This is a genomic window from Streptomyces sp. NPDC042371 (assembly GCF_056437465.1).
Genome location: NZ_JBWKAP010000003.1, coordinates 90,567 through 111,073, shown reverse-complemented (window position 1 = coordinate 111,073; position 20,507 = coordinate 90,567). Strand labels below are relative to the sequence as shown.

General features: G+C 71.5%; 8 protein-coding genes. All 8 read right to left on the bottom strand.

Features of this window, described 5'->3' with window-relative positions; all coding sequences use genetic code 11:
* Positions 1–6: 6 nt before the first annotated feature.
* Positions 7–1,713 carry an ABC transporter ATP-binding protein gene (locus AC068B_RS10150; RefSeq protein WP_478670429.1) on the bottom strand — a complete coding sequence of 569 codons (1,707 nt, stop codon included), beginning with the start codon at positions 1,711–1,713 and terminating at the stop codon, positions 7–9.
* Positions 1,697–12,661 (bottom strand): non-ribosomal peptide synthetase, encoded by a 10,965-nt coding sequence (locus AC068B_RS10145; RefSeq protein WP_478670427.1) that lies wholly within the window; start codon positions 12,659–12,661, stop codon positions 1,697–1,699. The genes AC068B_RS10150 and AC068B_RS10145 overlap by 17 nt, the downstream gene beginning before the upstream one ends.
* Positions 12,662–12,719: 58 nt before the next feature.
* Entirely contained in the window at positions 12,720–14,471 is a 1,752-nt protein-coding gene (locus AC068B_RS10140) for an ABC transporter ATP-binding protein (RefSeq protein ID WP_478671249.1), read from the bottom strand.
* 142 nt (positions 14,472–14,613) lie between these two features.
* Positions 14,614–15,666 carry an iron-siderophore ABC transporter substrate-binding protein gene (locus tag AC068B_RS10135; protein WP_478670425.1) on the bottom strand — a complete coding sequence of 351 codons (1,053 nt, stop codon included), beginning with the start codon at positions 15,664–15,666 and terminating at the stop codon, positions 14,614–14,616.
* Between the two features lie 111 nt (positions 15,667–15,777).
* Entirely contained in the window at positions 15,778–16,617 is an 840-nt protein-coding gene (locus AC068B_RS10130; RefSeq protein WP_468567616.1) for an ABC transporter ATP-binding protein, read from the bottom strand.
* A gap of 60 nt (positions 16,618–16,677) precedes the next feature.
* The gene (locus AC068B_RS10125; RefSeq protein WP_478670423.1) at positions 16,678–17,739 is read right to left on the bottom strand and encodes a FecCD family ABC transporter permease; all 1,062 of its coding nucleotides are present in this window, start codon (positions 17,737–17,739) and stop codon (positions 16,678–16,680) included.
* Positions 17,736–18,794, bottom strand: coding sequence for a FecCD family ABC transporter permease (locus AC068B_RS10120; protein ID WP_478670421.1), 1,059 nt, complete (start codon positions 18,792–18,794; stop codon positions 17,736–17,738). Before AC068B_RS10120 ends, AC068B_RS10125 begins: the two co-directional genes overlap by 4 nt.
* Positions 18,795–18,906: 112 nt before the next feature.
* Positions 18,907–20,259: a lysine N(6)-hydroxylase/L-ornithine N(5)-oxygenase family protein gene (locus tag AC068B_RS10115; protein ID WP_478670420.1), complete on the bottom strand. Its 1,353-nt coding sequence runs from the start codon at positions 20,257–20,259 to the stop codon at positions 18,907–18,909.
* Positions 20,260–20,507 lie beyond the last annotated feature (248 nt).

The following is a 20,507-nucleotide window of genomic DNA, read 5'->3' as shown; positions in this document are numbered from 1 at the left end:
CCCCCATCACCTCGCCACTGCCAAGCAGTAGTCCTCATCCGTGGCGAGGAGATTCCGGTGGCTGTCCTCCGCCGTGATGACGCCCTCGTCCAGGACGAGGACGCGGTCGGCCGCGTCCAGCATCGCCGGGCTGCTCGTGATCACAACAGTGGTGCGGCCCCGGCGCAGCTTCGCGACATTGCGCGCGATGAGCTGTTCGGTGACCGCGTCGACGGCCGTCGTCGGATTGTGCAGGACGAGGACGTCGGTGTCGGCGGCCAGCGCGCGGGCCAGGGAGAGGCGCTGGCGCTGTCCTCCGGAGAGGTTCGCTCCCCGATCGCGTACTCCGTAGTCGAGCCCTTCGCGGTGGAGGGCGACGACATCGGTCAGCATGGACGCCTCGACGGCCTCGGGCACCGTCCGGCTGCTGCCCGCCGGGTCGATGTTCGTGCGCAGGGTGCCCGCGAAGATCTCCCCGTCGTACGGGTTCACCAGCATGTGCTCGCGGACCGCCTCGACCGACAGGTCCGCCATCTCCCGCCCGCTGACCCGCACCACTCCCTCGTACGCGTCCGGCGGCACGTTCATCGCCAGGATCGACGCGAGGTCGGCCACCGCGCGCGGCTGGTACCCGGCGATCGCCACGAACTCACCGGCCGCCACCGTGAACTTGAGCTTGCGCAGCGACCCGTAGCGGACGCAGTCGACCTCCAGGTCCCCACCCGCGGCCGGGCGCTCGGTCCCGGGGGCCGTCACCGGCGGCGCGGAGAGCACCAGCGACATCCGCTCGGCCGACGCCCTCGCGATCATCACGTACTTGGGCATCTCCGAGAACATCTTCAGCGGTTCCATGATGAACTGCGCCAGGCCGACGGCCATGACGAGCTCGCCGATGGTGATGCCGCCATCGAACGCCAGCCAGCCCGCCGTCAGCGTCACCGCGGCCGCCAGGACCGCGTTGAGCGCCTGCGCGGTGCCCGCGTACACGCCGTTCACCTTGGCGACGGTGACCGACTGGCGCTTCGCCTCCGTGCTGACCGCGCGGTAGGAGCGGAACGCCGCGTGGTTGCCGCCGAAGCCGTGCAGCGGACGCAGGCCGCTGATCAGGTCGGCGACCTTCGCGCCTGCGCGCGCCACCCGGGCCTGCTGCTCGCGGGTGCTCGACCCGATCCGCTTGGACATCACGCTCAGGATCGACAGGATCGCGACGGTCCCCACGATCACAAGGAGTCCGAGCCTGAAGTCGGCCATGCCGAGGGCGACCGCCGCCACGAGCACCGCGACCAGCGAGCTGACAAGGAGCGGCACCACCTCGACGATGTCGGCGGTCTGGTCGGCGTCCTCGGTGGCGATGGTCAGCACCTCGCCGGACTTGAGGTCGACGTCCCTGGCCACCGGCTGGAGCCCGCAGGCCGCGACCTTCACGCGCCAGCGGTGCGCCTCGGTCGTGTTGGCCTTCTGCAGGACGCGCATGCCGAACCGCCACGACAGCGAGACGGTCGTGATGATCACGGCGAGCGCGCCGATGGAGATCCCGAGCGCGCCGAGACTGCGGTCGTCCCGCATCGTGTGCTCGACGATCAGGCCGAGCGCGATGGGGAAGGCCGTCTCGCCTGCCTGGTAGAGGCCCATGAGGACGGTGCCCCAGACCATGGCGCCGATGTTGCGGCGCAGTGCGGTCCTGAGGATGTCGGACCCCGGTCGGGGCCGCTTCGTGTCAGTTGTCGGAGTCATCGAGATGGCGGGCAATCGCTTCCGGGGTTCGCAGGGTGAAAAGGTCTCGGATGGTGACCACAGGACCGTACTCGCGGCGGAGCAGCCCGATCAGCCGCACCGCCAGCATCGAGTGTCCGCCGAGGGACACGAAGTCACTCACCGCGCTCACCTCGTCGTCGTCGAGGTCCAGTGCTTCGGCGAAGAACTCGCAGACCACGCTCTCGGTCTCGGTCTCCGGGCCGCGCTCCCCCACCGTGGTCAGCGCGCCGAGGGGTTTGGCCTCGGGCAGCGCCTTGGTGTCAGCCTTCCCGTTCACGGTCAGCGGGATGCTGTCCACCTCGGCGAAGTGCGTCGGGCGCAGGAAGTCCGGCAGGCCCGTGCCCACTTCGGCGGCGACTGCGGGCAGCTCGGCGCCGTCGAGCACCAGGTAGGCGGCGAGGCGGTACGCGCCGTCGACCTGCGGGTCGGGCTGGGCGACCGCGGCGACGAACCGCACCGCCGGGTGCGCGGCGAACGCGGCCTCGACCTCGCCCAGTTCGACCCGGTGGCCGCGGATCTTGACCTGCTGGTCGGTGCGGCCCAGATACGTCAGGTTGCCGTCGGGCCTGCGGAACACCAGGTCGCCGGTGCGGTACATGCGCTCGCCGGGGGCGCCGAACGGGCACGCGACGAAGCGGTGCGCGCTCTGCGCGTACTGGCCGAGGTAGCCGCGGGCGATGCCGATGCCCGACACGTACAGCTCGCCGGGGACGCCGTCCGGCAGCGGCCGCAGCCACGGGTCGAGGACGTACACGTCGGTGTTGTCGATCGGCACGCCCACCACCGGGTCCTGGCACTCGAAGGTGCCGACGCCGAGGGTGTTGATCGTGTACTCGGTGGGGCCGTACAGGTTGTAGCCGACCGTGCCCTCGGTCTCGGCGAGCCGCTGCCACAGCGTCGGCGTGACGGCCTCACCGCCGAGCAGCACGAGCGCGGGGCGCCGCTCCGGGTGGTCGAGCAGGCCCTCGGAGACCAGCTGCTGCGCGTACGTCGGGGTCACGTTGATGACGTCGATCCCGTGCGCCAGGCAGTACTCGACCAGGCCGGGCGCGTCGCGGCGCAGCTCCTCGTCGCAGATGTGCACCTCGTGGCCGTCGGCGAGCCACAGGAGCTCCTCCCACGACATGTCGAACGCGAACGACACGGTGTGCGCGATCCGGAAGGTCCGGTGGCCGTGCTCGGCGAGGACCGGTTCGAAGATCCGGCGCTGGTGGTTGACGAGCATGTTGGTGAGCCCGGCGTACTCGGTCACCACGCCCTTGGGCTTTCCGGTCGAGCCGGAGGTGTAGATCGTGTACGCGGGGTGCCGCAGCCGGTCCGGGTCCTCGGGGGCGAACGTCACGAACGGCTCGGCCGCGGGCAGCGGACGGTCCAGCTCGATCAGGCCGCCGGTGTCGGCCACGGTGCCGGTCAGCCGGGGCGCCACGGCGCTCACGGTGAGGATCGCGTCCGGACGGGCGTCCTCGACGATCGCCGCGATCCGCTCGTCCGGGTGGTCGAGCTCCAGCGGTACGTAGGCGGCGCCGACGCGCAGCACGGCGAACAGCGCCACGATCGAGTCGAGGGAGCGCGGGATCGCGAGACCCACGGTCGTCTCGGGCCCGAGGCCCCGCCCGGCGAGCACCCCGGCCACCGCGCGGCTGCGGTCCCGCAGTTCGGCGAAGGTCATGGTCGAGCCGTGGGCGACGAGGGCGACCCGCTCCGGGTCCCGGTCGGCCGCCCGGTCGAACCGGTCGACGACGGTGTCCGTGCCGACGTCCGTGCGCTCGGCGGGCTCGGGTGCCGCGCCGAGGCCCGGCAGCGCGCCGAGCGGTCCTGTCGAGCGGGCCAGGTCTTCGAGCACCCGCACGTAGTCGTCGAGGAGACGGCGGGCGTCGGCGGTGTCGCCGTGACGGTGCTCCAGCTTGACCGTGAGCCGGTCGCCCGGGGTGACGACCCAGGTGAACGGGTAGTGGGTGGAGTCGTCGGCCTTGACGGAGGTGATGCCGTGCCGGGTGTTCATCTCGGCGAAGGCGTCCATGTCGAGGAAGTTCTGCAGCACGAACAGGTTGTCGAACAGCGTGTCGTGGCCGCTGGCCCGCTGGATCTCGCCGAGCCCGAGGTGCTCGTGCTCCATCGCCTCGACCCTGGCCGCCTGTACGGCCGACAGGTATGCGCCGACGGTGTCGTCCGGCCGGGCCTTCGTCCAGGTGGGCACGGTGTTGAGTAGCACGCCGACGATGTCGGAGAGGCCCTCGCCGTCGCGGCCCGAGACGGTCACGCCGAACACGGCGTCGCTGCGGCCCGTGTGAGCGCCGAGCAGGAGGCCGAAGGCGCCGGTCAGCACCGCGTTCAGGGTCACGCCGTGCCGCTTGGCCGCGTCCCGCAGCAGCTCCGACTGCTCGGCGGAGAGCTGGTGCACGAGTGCGGGCGGCAGCTCCTGCGAGAGGACCGGTGCGGGTCCGGCGAGCAGGGTCGGGCCGGGGACCTCCGCCAGGTGCTCCGCCCAGAAGCGTTCCGATACGGCGGGGTCCTTGGCGGCGAGCGCCCTGGCGTACTCCTCGAAGCTCGGCGTGGCAGGGGCCGCGTCGAGCCGCTCGCCCGCGAGGACGGACTCGTACGCGTCGAACAGGTCCCGCAGCACGATCTCGCGGGACCAGCCGTCCCACAGCAGCAGGTGGTAGCTGAGCAGCAGCCCGTCGTTGCCGTCGGGCAGCCGGACCACGGTCAGCCGGATCAGCGGCGCGTCTGCCGGGTCGAAGCCCGCGTCGCGGTCCTGGGTGCGGAACGCCTCGACGTCCTCGTCGCCCGTCAGCTCGACCGTGCGCACGTCGACGCGTCGGCCCGCCTTGAGGACCTGGACCGGGTTTCCGTCGTCGTCGGTGGTGAAGCCCGCGCCGACGACGGGGTGCCACGCGATGACGTACGCCATCGCCTCGGCCAGCGCGTCGGCGTCCAGGCACCGGTCGAAGGTGAACCAGCTCTGGGCGACGTAGTGTCCGGCCGTGCCCGCCATCTGAGCCTGGAAGAACAGGCCCCGCTGGAGCGGGGTGACCGGCGCGGTGCGCTCGGCGGTCACGGAGGCGTCCGCGATGCGCTCCAAAGCGCCGAGCCAGTGCTCGGTGATCTCGTCGGGGATGCCGTCGGCGAGGGTGAAGGCCGCGTGCAGGCTGCCGGTGGCATCGTCGGTCCAGGCGTTGACCTCGACGGCGTACGGGCTGCCCTGGTCGCCTCCGGTGACGTGCACCGCCTGGGACTCGCTGCCGCGGCCCAGGTAGTTGAAGAGGACCTGGGGGCGGCCGGTCAGCAGCGGGGCCGTCTGCGGGTCGAGGTACTTGAGCTGTCCGTACGCGACGTGCCCGGCCTCGTCCGGCTGGCGCTCGGCGACCTCACGCGCGGCGGCGACGGGGTCGGTGTGCGCGGTGAGCCGTACGGGCGCGATGGAGGTGAACCAGCCGACGGTGCGGGTGTAGTCGTGCTGTTCGACGACCGGGACCCGGCCGTGCCGCTCCAGCTCGACCGCGAGGTCGGTGGGCGACGGCTGGACGTGGGTCAGCGCGGTGCGCAGCGCGCCGCACAGCAGCTCGGTGAGACCGACGCCGAGGGCGGCGGGCGCGGTGCGCGTCAGGCGGTCGCTCGCCTCGGGCGGGAGGATGACGGTGGTCTCGCGCAGGGCCCCGGCGGCGGGCTCCGGGAGCAGCGCGGGCGCCTGGAGCGTGGTGATCCAGTGCCCGAGGGCGTCGATCGCCTCGCCGGACCCGAGCGTCAGCGCCTCGGCGTACTCGGCGTAGGACGTGGTCGTCGGCGCCGGTGCGGTGCCGCTCATGGCGGCGGCCAGGTCGTCGAGGATGACCAGCCAGGACACCGCGTCGACGGCGATGTGGTGCACGGTGACGACCAGGGTGCGGCTCGTCTCCAGCCACGAGAACGCGATGACGTTCCCGGCCTCGGGGTCGAGCCGTCCTGCGGCCTCATCTGCGGCGGCCGTCGCGTCGGCGGCGTCCGTGCGGACGACCGTGACCTCGCGGGCGGGTTCGGTGCGCAGCGCCCACACGCCGTGCTCGACGCGCAGCCGCATCCGCAGGGCGGGGTGCGCGGCCACGACGGCGTTCGCGGCGCGCTCGGCGTCGGCGAACCCGGTGCCGTCGGGGGCCGTCAAGGTCCTGGCCTGCACGAACCGGTCGAGCGATCCGCCAAGGTCGCGCTGGCGCAGGATGATCGGCGTCGGCGGGAACGGGCCGTCCTCGCGGCGGTCGGGGGCAGGCGCGGCGGCCTGCGGGGCGCTCGAACCCAGGTGCTCGGCGAGCGCGCGCGGCGTCCTGAAAAGGAAGACGTCGCGGGGCGCGATCGGTAGGCCGAGCGCCCTTGCGCGGTTGATCACGGTGATGGCGACGATGCTGTCGCCGCCCGCCATGAAGAAGTCGGTGTCCCCGTCCACGGCGGTGGAGCCGGGCAGCGCCTCGGCGAAGATGTCGACCAGCGCGGCGAGCGCGGAATCACCGGCGGCCACGGAGGGGTTGCCGTCGTCGTGTGCGGCGCGCTCGACCAGCGCCTTGCGGTCCAGCTTGCCGTTGACCGTCAGCGGCAGGGCGTCGACCGAAAGGACCCGGCTGGGCACCATGTGCACGGGCAGCTTCGCGGCGAGCAGGCCCGCGAGGTCGCCGGGCACGCGGCCCACGACGTGCGCGACCAGGTGGTCGCCGCTGTCGGCGACGGTGACGGCCACGTCGACCACGCCGTCGAGCTCCCTGAGCGCGGACTCGACCTCGCCGAGTTCTATGCGGAAGCCCTTGAGCTGCACCTGGTCGTCGGCGCGGCCCGCGAACTCCAGCTCGCCGTCCAGCGTGCGGCGGGCCAGGTCGCCCGTGTGGTACATGCGGGAACCGTCGTCCGCGAACGGGTTCGCCACGAACCGGCTCGCGGTGAGGCCGGTCCTGCCCAGGTAGCCGAGCGACACCTGGTCGCCCGCGACGTAGATGGCGCCGACCCGGCCAGGCGGCACCGGCCGGAGCCGGTCGTCGAGCAGATAGGTGACGAGGCCGGGGATCGGGCCGCCGATCGGGCTCACGTCGTCGCCGGAGGCGCGGGAGCCGTCGGAGCCGCCGAAGTCGCCCTCGGTCAGCACCCGGTGGGTGACGTGGACGGTGGTCTCGGTGATGCCGTACATGTTGACCAGCTCGGGCGACGCGGTGCCGTGCCGCTCGATCCAGCCGCGCAGCCGCCCGAGGTCCAGGGCCTCGCCGCCGAAGATGATCCGGCGCAGCGCGGTCACCTGTTCACCGGCGTGCCGGTCGGCCTCGATGAACTGGTAGAACGCCGAAGGCGTCTGGTTGAGCACGGTCACACCGCGCTCGCGGACGAGCCGGTGGAAGTCGACCGGCGAGCGGGTCAGCGCGTACTCGGGCACCAGCAGCTCACCGCCGTGCGCCAGCGCTCCCCACAGCTCCCAGACGGCGAAGTCGAAGGAGAAGGAGTGGAACTGGACCCATACGTCGTGCGGCCCGAAGCCCATGTCGGGCCGGGTGTTGGCGAGCAGCGTCACGACGCTGGAGTGCGGTACGACGACGCCCTTGGGGCGGCCGGTGGAGCCGGACGTGTAGATCACGTAGGCGGGGTCGTGCCAGCGGGCCTCGGCAGCGGGTGCGTCGGCGTCCTGCGGCAGTTCGTCGTCCTGGACGAGCACGCGGGCCGAGATACCCGCCCGGTCCAGGAGGCCGGTGAAGCGGTCGCGCTGCTCGCGATCGACGAGGACGACCTGCGGGGCGGCGTCGGCGAGGATGTACTCGAGGCGCTCGTCCGGGTAGGCCAGGTCCAGCGGTACGTAGGCACCGCCCGCGGAGACGATCGCGACCAGCGCGACGACCTGCTCGACGGAGCGCGGGACGGCGACGGCGACGCGCTTGCCGGGGCCGACCCCGGCCGCGCGCAGCGAAGCCGCCAACCCGCTCTTGGCGTCGGCCAGTTCGCCGTACGTCAGCGACCGGGTGCCGCCGTCGAGCGCGCACTGGGTGACGGCGGTGGCCGCCGGGTCGCGGTGCGCGGCGGCGTCGAAGAGGCCGCCCAGGGTCGTCGGTTCGATCCGCGCGGGGCGCCGGGCGTCCGCGGGCTTCAGGTCGGCGACCAGGGCGTCCGGCCGGGTGAGCAGGCCGGTGAGGGTCCTGGCGAAGGTGCGCAGGATCTCCTGGGCGGTGGACTCGCCGAGGAGCTCGCCGTCGTAGATCAGGTTGAAGCGCGGCCGCCCGTCGAGCGCGCGCTCCACGACCAGCGTGAGCGGGTAGTGCGGGGCGCCCTCGTTCACGATGTCGGTGATGACGAGTTCGGCGTCGGCGGTCCGCAGGCTCTGCGGGTCGGTCGCCACGTCGAACACCACGAGGGTGTCGAACAGCGAACCGGCGCCCGCCTGACGGCCGATCCGCGCGAGCGAGACGTGCTGGTGCGGCAGGACGGCGCTCTGGTGCTCCCGCACCGAGGCGAGCAGGTCGCCCGCCGTGGTCGAGCCGGTCCAACGGGCCCGTACGGGGATCGTGTTGATGAACAGGCCGACCATGTCGCCGATGCCGGGCACGTCCGCGTCGCGCCCGGACACCGTGGAGCCGAACACGACGTCGTCGGTGTGCAGGATGCCGCCCAGCGTCACCGCCCACGCGCTGTGCACGGCGACGCTCAGGGGCACACCGGCGGCCCGGACGGCCGCATCGATGTCGTCGTCACCCTCGACCGCCGTGTCGGCGAACCGGTCCGAGGGAGTGTGACCGTCGGCGACCAGCGAGGCTCCCGGCAGCTCGGCGAGCTCCTCGCGCCACACCCGGTCGCTCTCGTCGTCGTCCCGCCCGGCGAGCCAGTGCACGTAGTCGGGGAAGCCGCCGACCGGGTAGACGGTGCCCGGCGCGTGGTACTCGGCGAGGAGCGCGCGCAGCATCGGCGGGACCGACCAGCCGTCGGCGATGATGTGGTGCACGGTCTGCACCAGGACGGTGCGGCCGCCACCGGCCCGGACGAGCGTGTACCGCATCAGCGGTCCGGTGGCCAGGTCGAACCCGGCGCGACGGTCGCGCTCGGCGAGGTCGCGTATCTCCTCGTCGGTGATGCCGGGGCGGTCCACGGTCGTGAAGGGCGCCTGGACGCCGCTCTCCAGGACGGAGACGACGCGGCCGTCGGCGAGGGCCGTGAAGCGTGCGGCCAGGTTCGGGTAGAGCGCGAGCAGCCGGGTCGCCGCGGCCGCGAGCCGGTCGGCGTCCACGTCGCCGTCCGCCGCGTCCAGCGTGAGGAGCTGCTGCTCGACGTAAGCGCCCGCCGATTCGTCGTCGAAGACCGAGTGGAAGTACAGGCCTTCCTGCAGCGGGGTGAGCGGCAGGATGTCGCGCAGCGCCGGGCTGTCCAGGTCGTCGACGTCGGCCTGGGTGAGCGGTACGAGGGGGAAGTCGCTGGGGGTGTGGCCGCCCTCATCGAGTGCGGCGAGACCGGCCAGGGCCACGCGGAAGTAGCCGCCGAGCGTCGCGATGTCCGCGTCGGTGAACATGCCGTCGGGCCAGGAGACGGTGGTGACGAGTTCGTAATCGCCGCCGGTCGAGGCCGGTTCGGCGATGGCGTTGAACTCCAGGGCGCGCGGCAGGCGCATGTGCGGGTCGCGCTTCTCGCCGAGCTGGCCGGTGGCGCCCGTGAGCTGCCAGTCCCCGGAGGCACCGGCGTCGAAGCGGCCCAGGTAGTTGAAGAGCACCTGGGGCGCGGGCGCGTCGAACGCGGTGCCCGCGAGGTAGCGCAGGGCGCCGTAGGAGATGCCGTTGCTCGGCACCCGGGAGAGGTCTTCCTTGACCGCCTTGAGCGCGGCGGCGAGGTACTCGGGGGCGGTGAGGTCGGGCGCGGCGCCGGGGTCGACGGTCACCGGGAACAGCGTGGTGAACCAGCCGACGGTGCGCGAGAGTTCCGGTTCGAATCCGGCCGCGTCCGCCACGAAGCGTCCCTCGCGGCCGTGGCCCTCCAGTTCGATGTGGGCGAACGTCTGGTCCTGTCCGAGGTCGCGGCGCCAGCGGGCGAGGGCGACAGCGAGCGCGGTCAGGAGGACGTCGTTGACGCCCGCGTGGAACTTGGCGGGGATCTCGCCGAGGAGCGCGGCGGTGATCTCGGGGCCGACGGTGACGGTCTGGATGCGCTCGCGGGCGACGGTGTCGGCGGCGGTGAGCGCGCGTCGGCCCACCGGCCGGTCCGGGCCCGGCAGGGGCCGCTGGAAGTGGTCGCGGTCGGCTTCGAAGCCCGCGCGTTCCAGGAGCTGTGTCCAGCGCCGGAACGACGTGCCGACCGGGGGCAGTTCGACGGGCTCACCGGCAGCGCGCTGGCGCCACGCCGTGGCCAGGTCCTCCATCAGGACCCGCCAGGAAACGCCGTCGATCACCACGTGGTGGACGACGACGACCAGTTGGTTCTCCGCGGGGCGCCGGACGGCGCGCAGCATCACTCCGTTGTCCGGGTCGAGCCCGGCGGTGGCGAGCTCGACGCACTCGTCCAGCGGCCGGTCGCTCTCCTGCCACACCGACCCCGCCGGGGCGGTCCGGTCGGCCTCGGGGATGTCGAAGCTCCAGTGGTCGCCGCGCACGAGCTTCGCGCGCAGCATGTCGTGCCGTGCGAGGACGGCGCCGAGTATCTCGTCGAGGGCCTCTGCGGTCAGGTCCTGCGGGGTGTTGAGGACCACCGACTGCACGAAGCCGTCGATGGCGTCGGTGGTCTCGCCGAGCCACTGGACGACGGGCGAGCCCACGACGGCGCCGGTCGCGACGTCGCCGTGGTCCACGGTGGAGACGTCCTCGCGGCTCGCGACCGCCGCCAGTGCGCCCACGACGGTGTGGGTGAAGATCTGCCGCGCCGTGACGTAGAGGCCCGCCTCGCGCAGCGCGCTGAGCAGCGAGATGGTCAGGATGCTGTCGCCGCCGAGCTGGAAGAAGTCCTGGTCGACGCCGACCTCGTCCAGCTGAAGGACCGCGGCGACGGCCGCGCAGACCACGCGCTCGTTCTCGGTGGTGGGCGGGGCGACCGCGCCGGTCGCCGTGCTGGGTTCGGGCAGTGCGTTCCGGTCGAGCTTGCCGTTCGCGGTGAGCGGGAACGCGTCCATCACGACGATGTGGGTGGGCACCATGTACTCGACCATGTGGTCGACGGCCCACGCCTTGACCTCGTCGGCCCGCAGGTTCTCGCTGCCCGCGGCGGGGATCACGTAGCCCACCAGGTAGGTGCCGCCCGCGGTGTTCTTCTTCGCGACGACGCAGGTGTGGCGGACGCGGGGGTGCTCGGCGAGGCCGACCTCGACGTCCTCGATCTCCAGGCGCATGCCGCGGATCTTGATCTGGTTGTCGGCGCGGCCGAGGAAGTCCAGGGACCCGTCGGGGGCGAACCGCGCGAGGTCGCCGGTGCGGTAGAGCCGGGACCCGTCCGAGGCGAAGGGGTTGGCGACGAACCGGGAGGCGGTCAGGCCGGGCGCGTTGACGTAGCCGCGGCCCAGGAGGAGGCCGCCTGCGTACAGTTCGCCGCCGACGCCGACCGGGACCGGGCGCAGCTCGTCGTCGAGGACGTACAGCTGCGTGTTGGGGTTGGCCCTGCCGATGGACGTCGAGAGGCGCTCGGCCTCGCCCCGGTAGATGACGTGGGAGACGCCGATGGTCGTCTCGGCCGGGCCGTAGCCGTGGTACATCGGGATGGCGAGCCGGGTGCGGAACCGCTCGTACAGCTCGGGGGTGAGCACCTCGCCGCCGCACCAGACGTGGCGCAGGCTGTCGAGGCGGCCGGAGTCCCCCGCCATCTCCAGGAGCACGTCCAGCATGGACGACACGAGGTACGTGAAGGTGACGCGCTGCTCGGCGATCACGCTCAGCAGGTGGTGCGGGTCGCGTTCGCCGCCGGTCCGCAGGACGACCAGGCGGGCGCCGCAGACCAGCGGCAGGAAGATCTCGTTGATGGAGATGTCGAACGACAGCGGCGCCTTGAACAGCGACGCGTCGTCGTGGCCGAAGTGCAGGATCTCGTCGACCTGCCAGAGCAGGCGCTCGCTGATCGCCTCGTGCCGGATCATCGCGCCCTTGGGCCGCCCGGTCGAGCCGGACGTGAAGATCACGTACGCGAGTGAGTCACCGGCGACGGGGACGCCGGTCCCCTCGGTGGGCAGGGAGTCGAACGCCCAGTCGGCGAGGTCGACGGCGACGGCTTCCGGCTCCTGCGGGTCGTGCTCGCCCGAGGAGTTGAGCTGCACGACGACGCGGGCGTCCTCGATGACGACGGAGCGGCGCGCGGCGGGCCACTGCGGGTCGAGCGGCACGAAGGCGCAGCCCGCCCTGAGTACGGCGAGCAGGCCGACCACCATGTCGGCGGAGCGGCCGAGCGAGATGCCGACGACCTGTTCGGGGGCGAGGCCGCGTGCGATGAGGTGGTGGGCCAACTGGGCCGACCGGTCGGCCGCCTCACGGTAGGTCAGCGACCGGTGCTCGTCGACGATGGCGATGGCGTCCGGCCTGGTCCGGGCCTGTTCGAGAAACATCTCGACGAGGGTCGGGCGGGCCCGGTCGGCGTCGGTGTCGTTCCACTCGGCCAGGGTCTCCAGCCGCGCCTGGGCGCTGTCCGGGCCTATGGTGCCGAGCGGCCGGTCGGGGAAGTCGGCCAGGTCGTCGAGCGCGAGCTGTGCGTCGTGCGGCTCGATGCCGTCGGGGACGGGGATGTGGTGGCCCGCCGCGCCCGCGTCCTGACTGCCGGGCCCGGTGCCTCCGTTGTCGACCCAGCCGAGGACGTCGGCGAAGAGCGTGCCCGGGGTGAGCTCGATGCCTTCGGGGCTCAGGCCCGTCGCCCAGTACGACAGGCCGATGGCACACGCCTCGGCGACGGTCCGGTCGGAGTAGTCACCGGCGCGCCGGCGCACATCGGCCAGGCGGGCGGGGGAAAGCAGCACGAGGCGAGTGCTCGGTTCCATCATCGAAGACACAGCGTCCCTTCCAGGTAATCGCAGTTAGGCTAACCTAAATTAGGGTTGCCTAACTACCCTCTCGCCAGGCCCGCCACAGTCGTGCGTACCGGCCGCCCAGTGCCACCAACTCGTCGTGGGTGCCCTGCTCCACTACGCGCCCCGCATCCAGCACGGCGATCCGGTCCGCGGCCATCGCCTGCGTCAGCCGGTGCGCCACGAAGAGCGTCGTCCGGCCCGCACACGCGGCGAGCACGGCACGCTCCAGCTCGGCCGCGCCCTCACTGCCCGCCTCCGCGGTCGACTCGTCGAGCACGACCACCGGCGCCCGGCCGAGCACCAGGCGGGCCAGGGCGATCTGCGCGATCTTGGTGACGTCCAGGCGCTCGCCGCCCTCGCCGACCGTGGTGCCGAGCCCCTCGGGCAGCGCCTCGACCCAGTCGGCGGCGCCCACCGTGCGCAGCGCGTCCATGAGTTCGGCATCGGTCGCCTGCGGCGCGGCGAGCCGCAGGTCATCGGCGAGCGGCCCGGAGAACACGTACGTCTCCTGCGTCAGGATGCTCACCAGGGCCCGCGCCCCGGCTTCGTCGAGACCGGCCAGGTCGTGCGCGCCGATGCGCACCGAACCCGTCTGCGGGGTCCCGATGCCCGCGATCAGCGCGGCCAGAGTCGACTTGCCCGCACCCGTCGCTCCCACGAGGGCGAGCGAGCCACCGGCCGGGATCGTCAGGTCGACGTCCCTGAGCACCGGTTCATCGGTGTCGGGATAGCTGTACGTCAGCCCCTCCACCGTCACCTGGTGCGGCACCGCGTCGGCCGGCGCGACGGACGTGTCGCCCACGAGCCGCTCCTCCGCGGACTCCCCGAGCACACCGACGAGGCGGGTCAGGCTGGCGCCCGACTTCTGCGCCTCGTCGAAGGTGAACATGATGGCGCCGAGCGGGGTGAAAAGGCGGTGGAACATCAGCGGGGCCGCCGACACCTCGCCCAGGCTGGCGGCGTCGGCCTCCAACAGGGCGTATCCCACCACGAGGATGAGGACGAGGCCGATGAACTCGGCGCGGTTCTCCCGGCCCACGAACCGCCCGAAGAACCGGAACACGTCGATGCCGAGGTTGCGCACCCGCCAGGACTCCGTGGTGACCTTCTCCCGGACGTCGTCCTCCAGGCGGTACGCACGCACGGTGTCGATCCCGTTCAGACCGCTGATCAGCGCCTGCGCGCGGTCGGCCTGGGCCACCCGCTGCTTGCGGTAGAGCGGGGCGGAGCGGGGCAGGTACCAGCGCAGGGCCAGCGCGTACGCGGGCAGCGCGGCGGCGCCCGCGAGGCCGAGCCGCCAGTCGAGGCCGAACATGCCGACCGTGGCGATGAAGACCAGCACGCCCGCCGAGAACACCGTGGGGATGGCCGTCCGGATGCCCTTGGACAGCACGGCCACGTCGTCGCCGACCCGGGAGAGCACGTCCCCGCGGCCGACCTGCTCGATCCGCGTGCTCGGCATGCCGAGCACCGCACGGACGGCGCCCTCCCGCAGCCGTGCGAGCAGATCCGCGCCGAGCCGTCCGATCAGATAGGTCGAGGCCGCGGTGGCCACCGCGCCGAACAGCGCGGCGACCCCCATCAGCACGGCGATCGTGACCAGGACGGAGCGCCCTTCGCCCTCGACCACTCCGTCGACCACCCGGCCGAGCAGGAGCACCGGGAGCACCTGGAGCGCCGCTCCCGCCACCGTGGTGAACACGGTGGCGGTCGTCAGCCACGGCACTTGGCGGCAGTGGGCCGTGACCCACCGGGTGGCCTCGCGTCCGGACGCCGTGCGCAGCGTCGCCGGGGCGGCGCCCGCGTCGGCGGCGGACGTGTCGGCGAGAGGCGTGCCGGTCGAGGGTGTTTCAGCGGTGGGTGATTCGGCGGTGCTCACACGTAGACCAAGTCGAGCCGGGGACGGGACAGGTGGAACGTCATCTCTATTCGACCGACTTGACGAGCTCGTCGATCGCGTACGGCAGGGAAAGCGCGGTGCCCTGCGACATCGCGGCGCCGACCGCCGGGCCCTCGCTGTCCAGGAGGTAGGACACGTTGCCCTTCTTCACGGCGTCCAGGTTGGCGAACAGCTTGAACTTCTTCAGCGCCTCGGTGTCCGCCTTGTCGTTGATGACGACGATGCGGTCGACGTCGACCAGGTCCGTGCGCTCGGGCGAGAGTTCGGTGGAGAACTTGCCGCCCGCGATCTTGTCGATCTTCGTCTGGTACTTGAAGCCCATGCCCGTCAGGAGGCGTCCGCGGACGTCCTTGGAGGTGAAGGGGTTGATGGAGTCCTTGTACCAGGACAGGGCGACGGAGGTCTGGTCCGCGAACTTCGGGTGCGCCTTCTTGGCCGCGGTCAGCTTGTCCTCGATGCCCTCGACGAGCTTCTTGCCCTCGTCCTCCTTGCCGAGCGCCTTGGCGATGTGCACCGCGTTGTCCTGCCAGGGGGCGCTGAAGAGCTCCTTCTCGCCCTTGGTGCGGCCCACCGTCGGGGCGATCTGGGAGAGCTTGTCGTAACCGGCCTTGTCGATCTCGGAGTAGACCGCGACGATCAGGTCCGGGCGCAGGGCGGCGATCTTCTCGTAGTTGGGTCCTGAGTCGCCGTTCTTCATGACGACGTCGGGCTTGGTGTCGCCCCACTTGTCCTTCACCCAGGGCCACTGGGTGTTGATGTCGGGGGACTTGCCCTCCGGGTTCGGGTACTGGTCGACCATGCCGACCGGCTTGGTGCCGAGGGCCAGCGCGGTCTGGTCGTCGGTGTAGCCGACGGTGACGACGCGCTTGGGGGCCTTGGTGACCTTCGTGGACCCGAACGCGTGCTCCACGGTGACCGGGAACTTGCCACCGGTGGCGGCCGCCGGGGTGTTGTCGCTCGCCTCGTCGTCCGAGCCGGAACCGCAGCCCGCGAGGAGGCCGACGCCGAGGGCCGTGGCGGTCAGTACGGCCGCCAGCCGCCGCCGGGGCTTCATGAGCGTGGTTCGGTGGAGGAGCATCCGGATTCCCTTGCTTTCGCGCTGACCGCTGCGCCCCGGTCTCAGGGCAGCCAAACCTTACCTTGCGGTGATGAGGTTAGCCTAGCCTTACCTGGCTGTTCTCCGGTGGGGTCAGTCGAGTTGGACGTGCGTACGACCGATCGGCACGATCAGCGGCCGGTCGCCCACCGGGTCGTCGACGACCCGGGCGCGCAGCCCGAACGCCTCGTGCAGCAGATCCGCGGTGATCACGTCGCGCGGGTGCCCCTGCGCCAGGATCGACCCGTCCTTCATCACGATGAGGTTGTCGCTGTACCGCGTGGCCAGGTTGAGGTCGTGCAGCACCATGACCACGGTGCGCCCCGACTCGTGCAGATCGTCCACCAGGTCCAGTACGTCGATCGCGTGGGCCAGGTCGAGATACGTGGTCGGCTCGTCGAGGAGCAGCAGATCGGTGCCCTGGGCCAGGGTCATCGAGATCCAGACGCGCTGGCGCTGCCCGCCGGACAGCGAGTCGACGGGGCGGTCCGCCAGGTCGGAGACGCCGGTCATGGCCAGCGCGCGCTCCACGACGCCCGCATCGTCCGACGACCACTGGCGCAGCCAACTCTGGTGCGGGTGACGGCCCCTGGCGACCAGGTCGGCCACCGTGAGCCCCTCCGGCGCGACGGGCGTCTGGGGCAGCAGCCCGAGCTTCTTCGCCACCTCGCGGGTCTTGAGCTTGACGATGTCCTGGCCGTCCAGCACGACCGAGCCGCTGACCGGCTTGAGCAGTCGCGTCAGGGTGCGCAACAGCGTCGATTTCCCGCAGCCGTTGGGGCCGATGATCGTCGTGATCACCCCGGGCGGGATCGACACGTCGAGGTCGTCGATGACGGTACGGCTGCCGTATCCGACCGAGACGCCCCTGGCGGCCAGCCGCGCGGCGTCCTCGACCGCCGGCTCGATCTCGGTGATGTACTGAGCGACCACAAGCCCCCCTATGTTATTAGGTTTGCCTCACCTTTGTACCAGCTAATGGGGCCGAGCCTGCTATTTGAGGTTCGCCCGTACCAACAGGTAGACGAGGAAGGGGCCGCCGATCGCGGCGGTCACCACGCCGACGGGGAGATTGTTCGGCAGCACCGCGCGCGCGGTCAGGTCGGCGCCGATCAGCAGCAGCGCCCCGGCCAGGCCGGAAGCGATCAGCGGCGGCGTCGGACGCCGCGCGAGACGCATCGCCACCTGGGGCGCCACCAGCGCGACGAACGGCACAGGGCCCGCCGCGCTCACCGCCACGGCCGCCAGCAGCACCGCGCACAGCAGCAGCACCGCACGCACCCGCGCGAAGCGGACACCGAGACCCGCGGCGATGTCGTCGCCGAGATGCATCGGCTTGAACTGGAACGCGGCCCCGGCCACGACGACCAGGAGGGCGAGCGAGCACCAGAGCGCCACCCAGACCTCGTCCCACGACCGGTTGTCCAGCGAACCGACCAACCACGCCTGGGCGCGGGCCACATCCCTGATGTCGGCCGAGACGAGGAGCCAGGTGGTGATCGCCTGCGTCACGGCGCTCACCGAGATCCCGATGAGGATGAGCCGGAAGCCGTCGACCCCACGGCGCCACGCCAGGAAGTACACGAGCAGGCCCGTGCAGAGGCCACCGGCGAGCGCCGCCGCGGACAGCCCCACGGAGTCGACGACCGCCGCGGCGGTGCCGCCCGACACCGTCACCGAGAACACCGCGACCGCGCTCGCGCCGCCGGTGATGCCCAAGATGTCCGGGCTGGCCAGCGGGTTGCGCGCGACCGACTGCGTGATCGCGCCGGAGACGCCGAGCGCGATCCCCACGACGAGCCCGGCCAGGGCGCGCGGCATCCGCAGATCCATGATCACGAACTCGTCGACCTGCTCACCGCGGCCGACGAGCGTGGCCATCACCCGGGAGAGGCCGATGGGGAAGTCGCCGATGCTGATGGACAGGCAGAACACCAGGAAGGTCGCCGCCATCAGCAGCAGCGTGACCAGGACGAGCCAGGGCCGCCATACGAAGGACATGGGGCCGAGCCGCACGCCCGGCGCCACCGTGGGCTTCACATCTGTCTCGCTCATGCGTTCTTGAACTTTCCTCGCCAGACCAGGACCGCGAAGAACGGAGCCCCGAGCAGGGCCACGACGACACCGGCCTCCAACTCGCCGGGCCGCACCACCAGTCGGCCCACGATGTCGCAGACCAGCAGGACGACCGCGCCGAGCAGCCCCGCGTACGGCACGAGCCAGCGGTAGTCGGGGCCGGTCAGATAACGGGCCACGTGCGCCACCATCAGGCCGAGGAACGCGATGGGGCCGCATGCCGCCGTCGCCGCACCGGCCAGCAGCGTGATGGCGAGGATGCCGACGGTCCTGCTGAACGCGATGTTCACCCCGAGTCCCCGCGCCACGTCCTCGCCCAGGTTGAGCAGGTTGAGGGAGGGCAGCGTGGTCAGGGCCAGGACGAGTCCGACCGCGATGAACGCGGTCACCGGCCAGATCACGTCGAAGTCGACGCCCGCCACGGAGCCCGCGTTCCAGAACCGCAGTGCGTTCAGGGACTTCTGGTCCGAGAGGGAGACGGCCGTGGTCATCGCGGCGAGGAACACCGTGATGCCCTGCCCGGCCAGGGCGAGTGTCAGGGGATTACCGGCCCCCCTGCCGAGGCTCGCGAGGCCGAACACGACGACACCGGAGACCGCCGCCCCCGCGAAGCCGAACCAGACGTACTGGAACGGATTGGAGAACCCGAACACGGCGACCACCGTGACCACGGCGAACGACGCACCGGCGTTCACGCCCAACAGGCCCGTGTCCGCGATGGGATTGCGGGTGTATCCCTGGATCAGCGCGCCGCCGACACCGAGCGCGATGCCCGCCACCACGGCGAGCACCGTCCGCGGCACCCGCACGGTCTGCACGATGAGGCGGATCTCGGTGAGCCGCTGGTCGGATTCCGGCGCGGCGAACAGCCCGTGCCACACCTCGGCCGGGGTCAGCGCGCGCGCCCCGACGGCCAGCGACACCGCCGCCGCGAGCACCAGGACCACGGCGAGGATGCCGAGCCCCACGACCCGCCGTCGACGGGTGTCCGTTGCGCCCCTCGGCACGGGGCGCTCCACTGCAGTCGTGCTCATGTCGACGTACGTTATCCCTTTGATCCGTTGTCCTTCTGATCGGATCGTGCCGTACGGCCGGTGGGGCCTCCCGGCGGACGGGGAGGTCCCGCCGGGAGGCCCCGCGGACTGCCTAGCGCGCGGCGCTGCCCGTTTCACCGGCGACCGGGCGGGCCCCGGCGGAGGCGGCGCTCCGCTCGCGCACCGAGTCCAGGATCTCGCCGACCCGGATCGCGATGTTGGACAGCAGCGACGACGTGATGCCGTGCGTGTGCTCCGTACCGCCCTGCAGATAGATGCCGCACCGGAGGTCGGCGTCCGTGGCCACGCGGTAGTCGCGCTCGACGCGGACGCGGCCGTCGTCGTCGCGGAGGCAGCGGTCGGCGACCTCGCCGAGGAGGCCGACGGGGTCGGCGGGGCTGTAGCCGGTGGCGAAGACCACGACGTCGGCGTCCACGAGGTTCTCCTCGCCCGTGACGAGGGACTTCACGGTGGCGCTGACTCCGTCGGCCGTCTCCTTCACGCCGGTGAGCCGGGAGACGTTGAGGAAGCGGAGGCGCTCGGTGCCAAGGACCTTCTCCCGGTACATCTGCCGGTACAGGTCGTCGATCAGATCGATGTCCACCACGGAGTAGTTGGTGTTGCCGTGGTAGCCCATCAGTCGCTGCTTGACGTCCTCGGGCGCGTCGAAGTACTCGTCGACGGCGTCGGGGTCGAAGATCCGGTTGGCGAAGCTGCTGTCGTCCGCGGGGCTGTAGCCGTAGCGCGAGAAGACCGCGCAGATTTCGGCATCGGGGAAGCGGCGGTGCAGGTACGCGACGTTCTCGGCGGCGCTCTGACCGGCGCCCACGACGACGAAACGGGAGGGCGAGGTGCCCTCCAGGGCGTCGACCTTGGTCAGCAGGTCGGAGTTGTGCCAGACGTGCTCGCCGCGCTCCACGCCCTCCGGCATGAGAGGACGCAGGCCGGTGCCTATGACGAGGTTGCGGGCCCGATGGACCGCGAGGCCCTCCGCCGAGCGGACCGTGACGTCCAGGTACTCCACGACGCCGTCGCGGACGAACGGCGTGACCCCGACGACCTCGTGACCATAGGAGACTTGGTCGTCGACCTTGGCGGCGGCCCACTCCAGGTAGTCGTGGAACTCGACCCGCAGCGGGAACAGGTTCTTGTGGTTGATGAAGTCGGTCAGGCGCCCCTTGCTCTTCAGATAGCAGAGGAAGCTGAACTCACTGGTCGGGTTCCGCTGCGTCACCAGGTCCTTGAGGAAGGACACCTGCATGGTCGCGTCGTCGATCAGCATGCCGCGGTGCCAGCCGAAGCTCGACTGCTGCTCGAAGAAGTGAGCGGTGACCGTCTCCTCCCTGCCGACGCTCGCATTGTGCTCGCTGAGTGCGATCGCCATCGCCACATTGGAGGGGCCGAAGCCGATGCCAATGAGGTCGTGGACCAGTGGTGCGTCGTCGCCAGGAAGAACCTGTGACATGTCACTCCCATCGTGCGGGGAAGTCGCCTGTCAGGCGTGGGGGAAGGTACAGAGAGTGGGCAGGTCGGCAGAGCCACCCACTCGAACTTAGGTGAGCCTAAGCTAATCCGACGCGACTGTCGACCGGGCAAACCGGGCGGGGGTACTTACCGGACGGGCGAACCGACCCCTTCAACTGGGGTGCCGAGTAGACTCGTTGCATACTAAGGTAAGGCTTGCTTTACTTAGCGTCAGTCATTCCCTGCCCT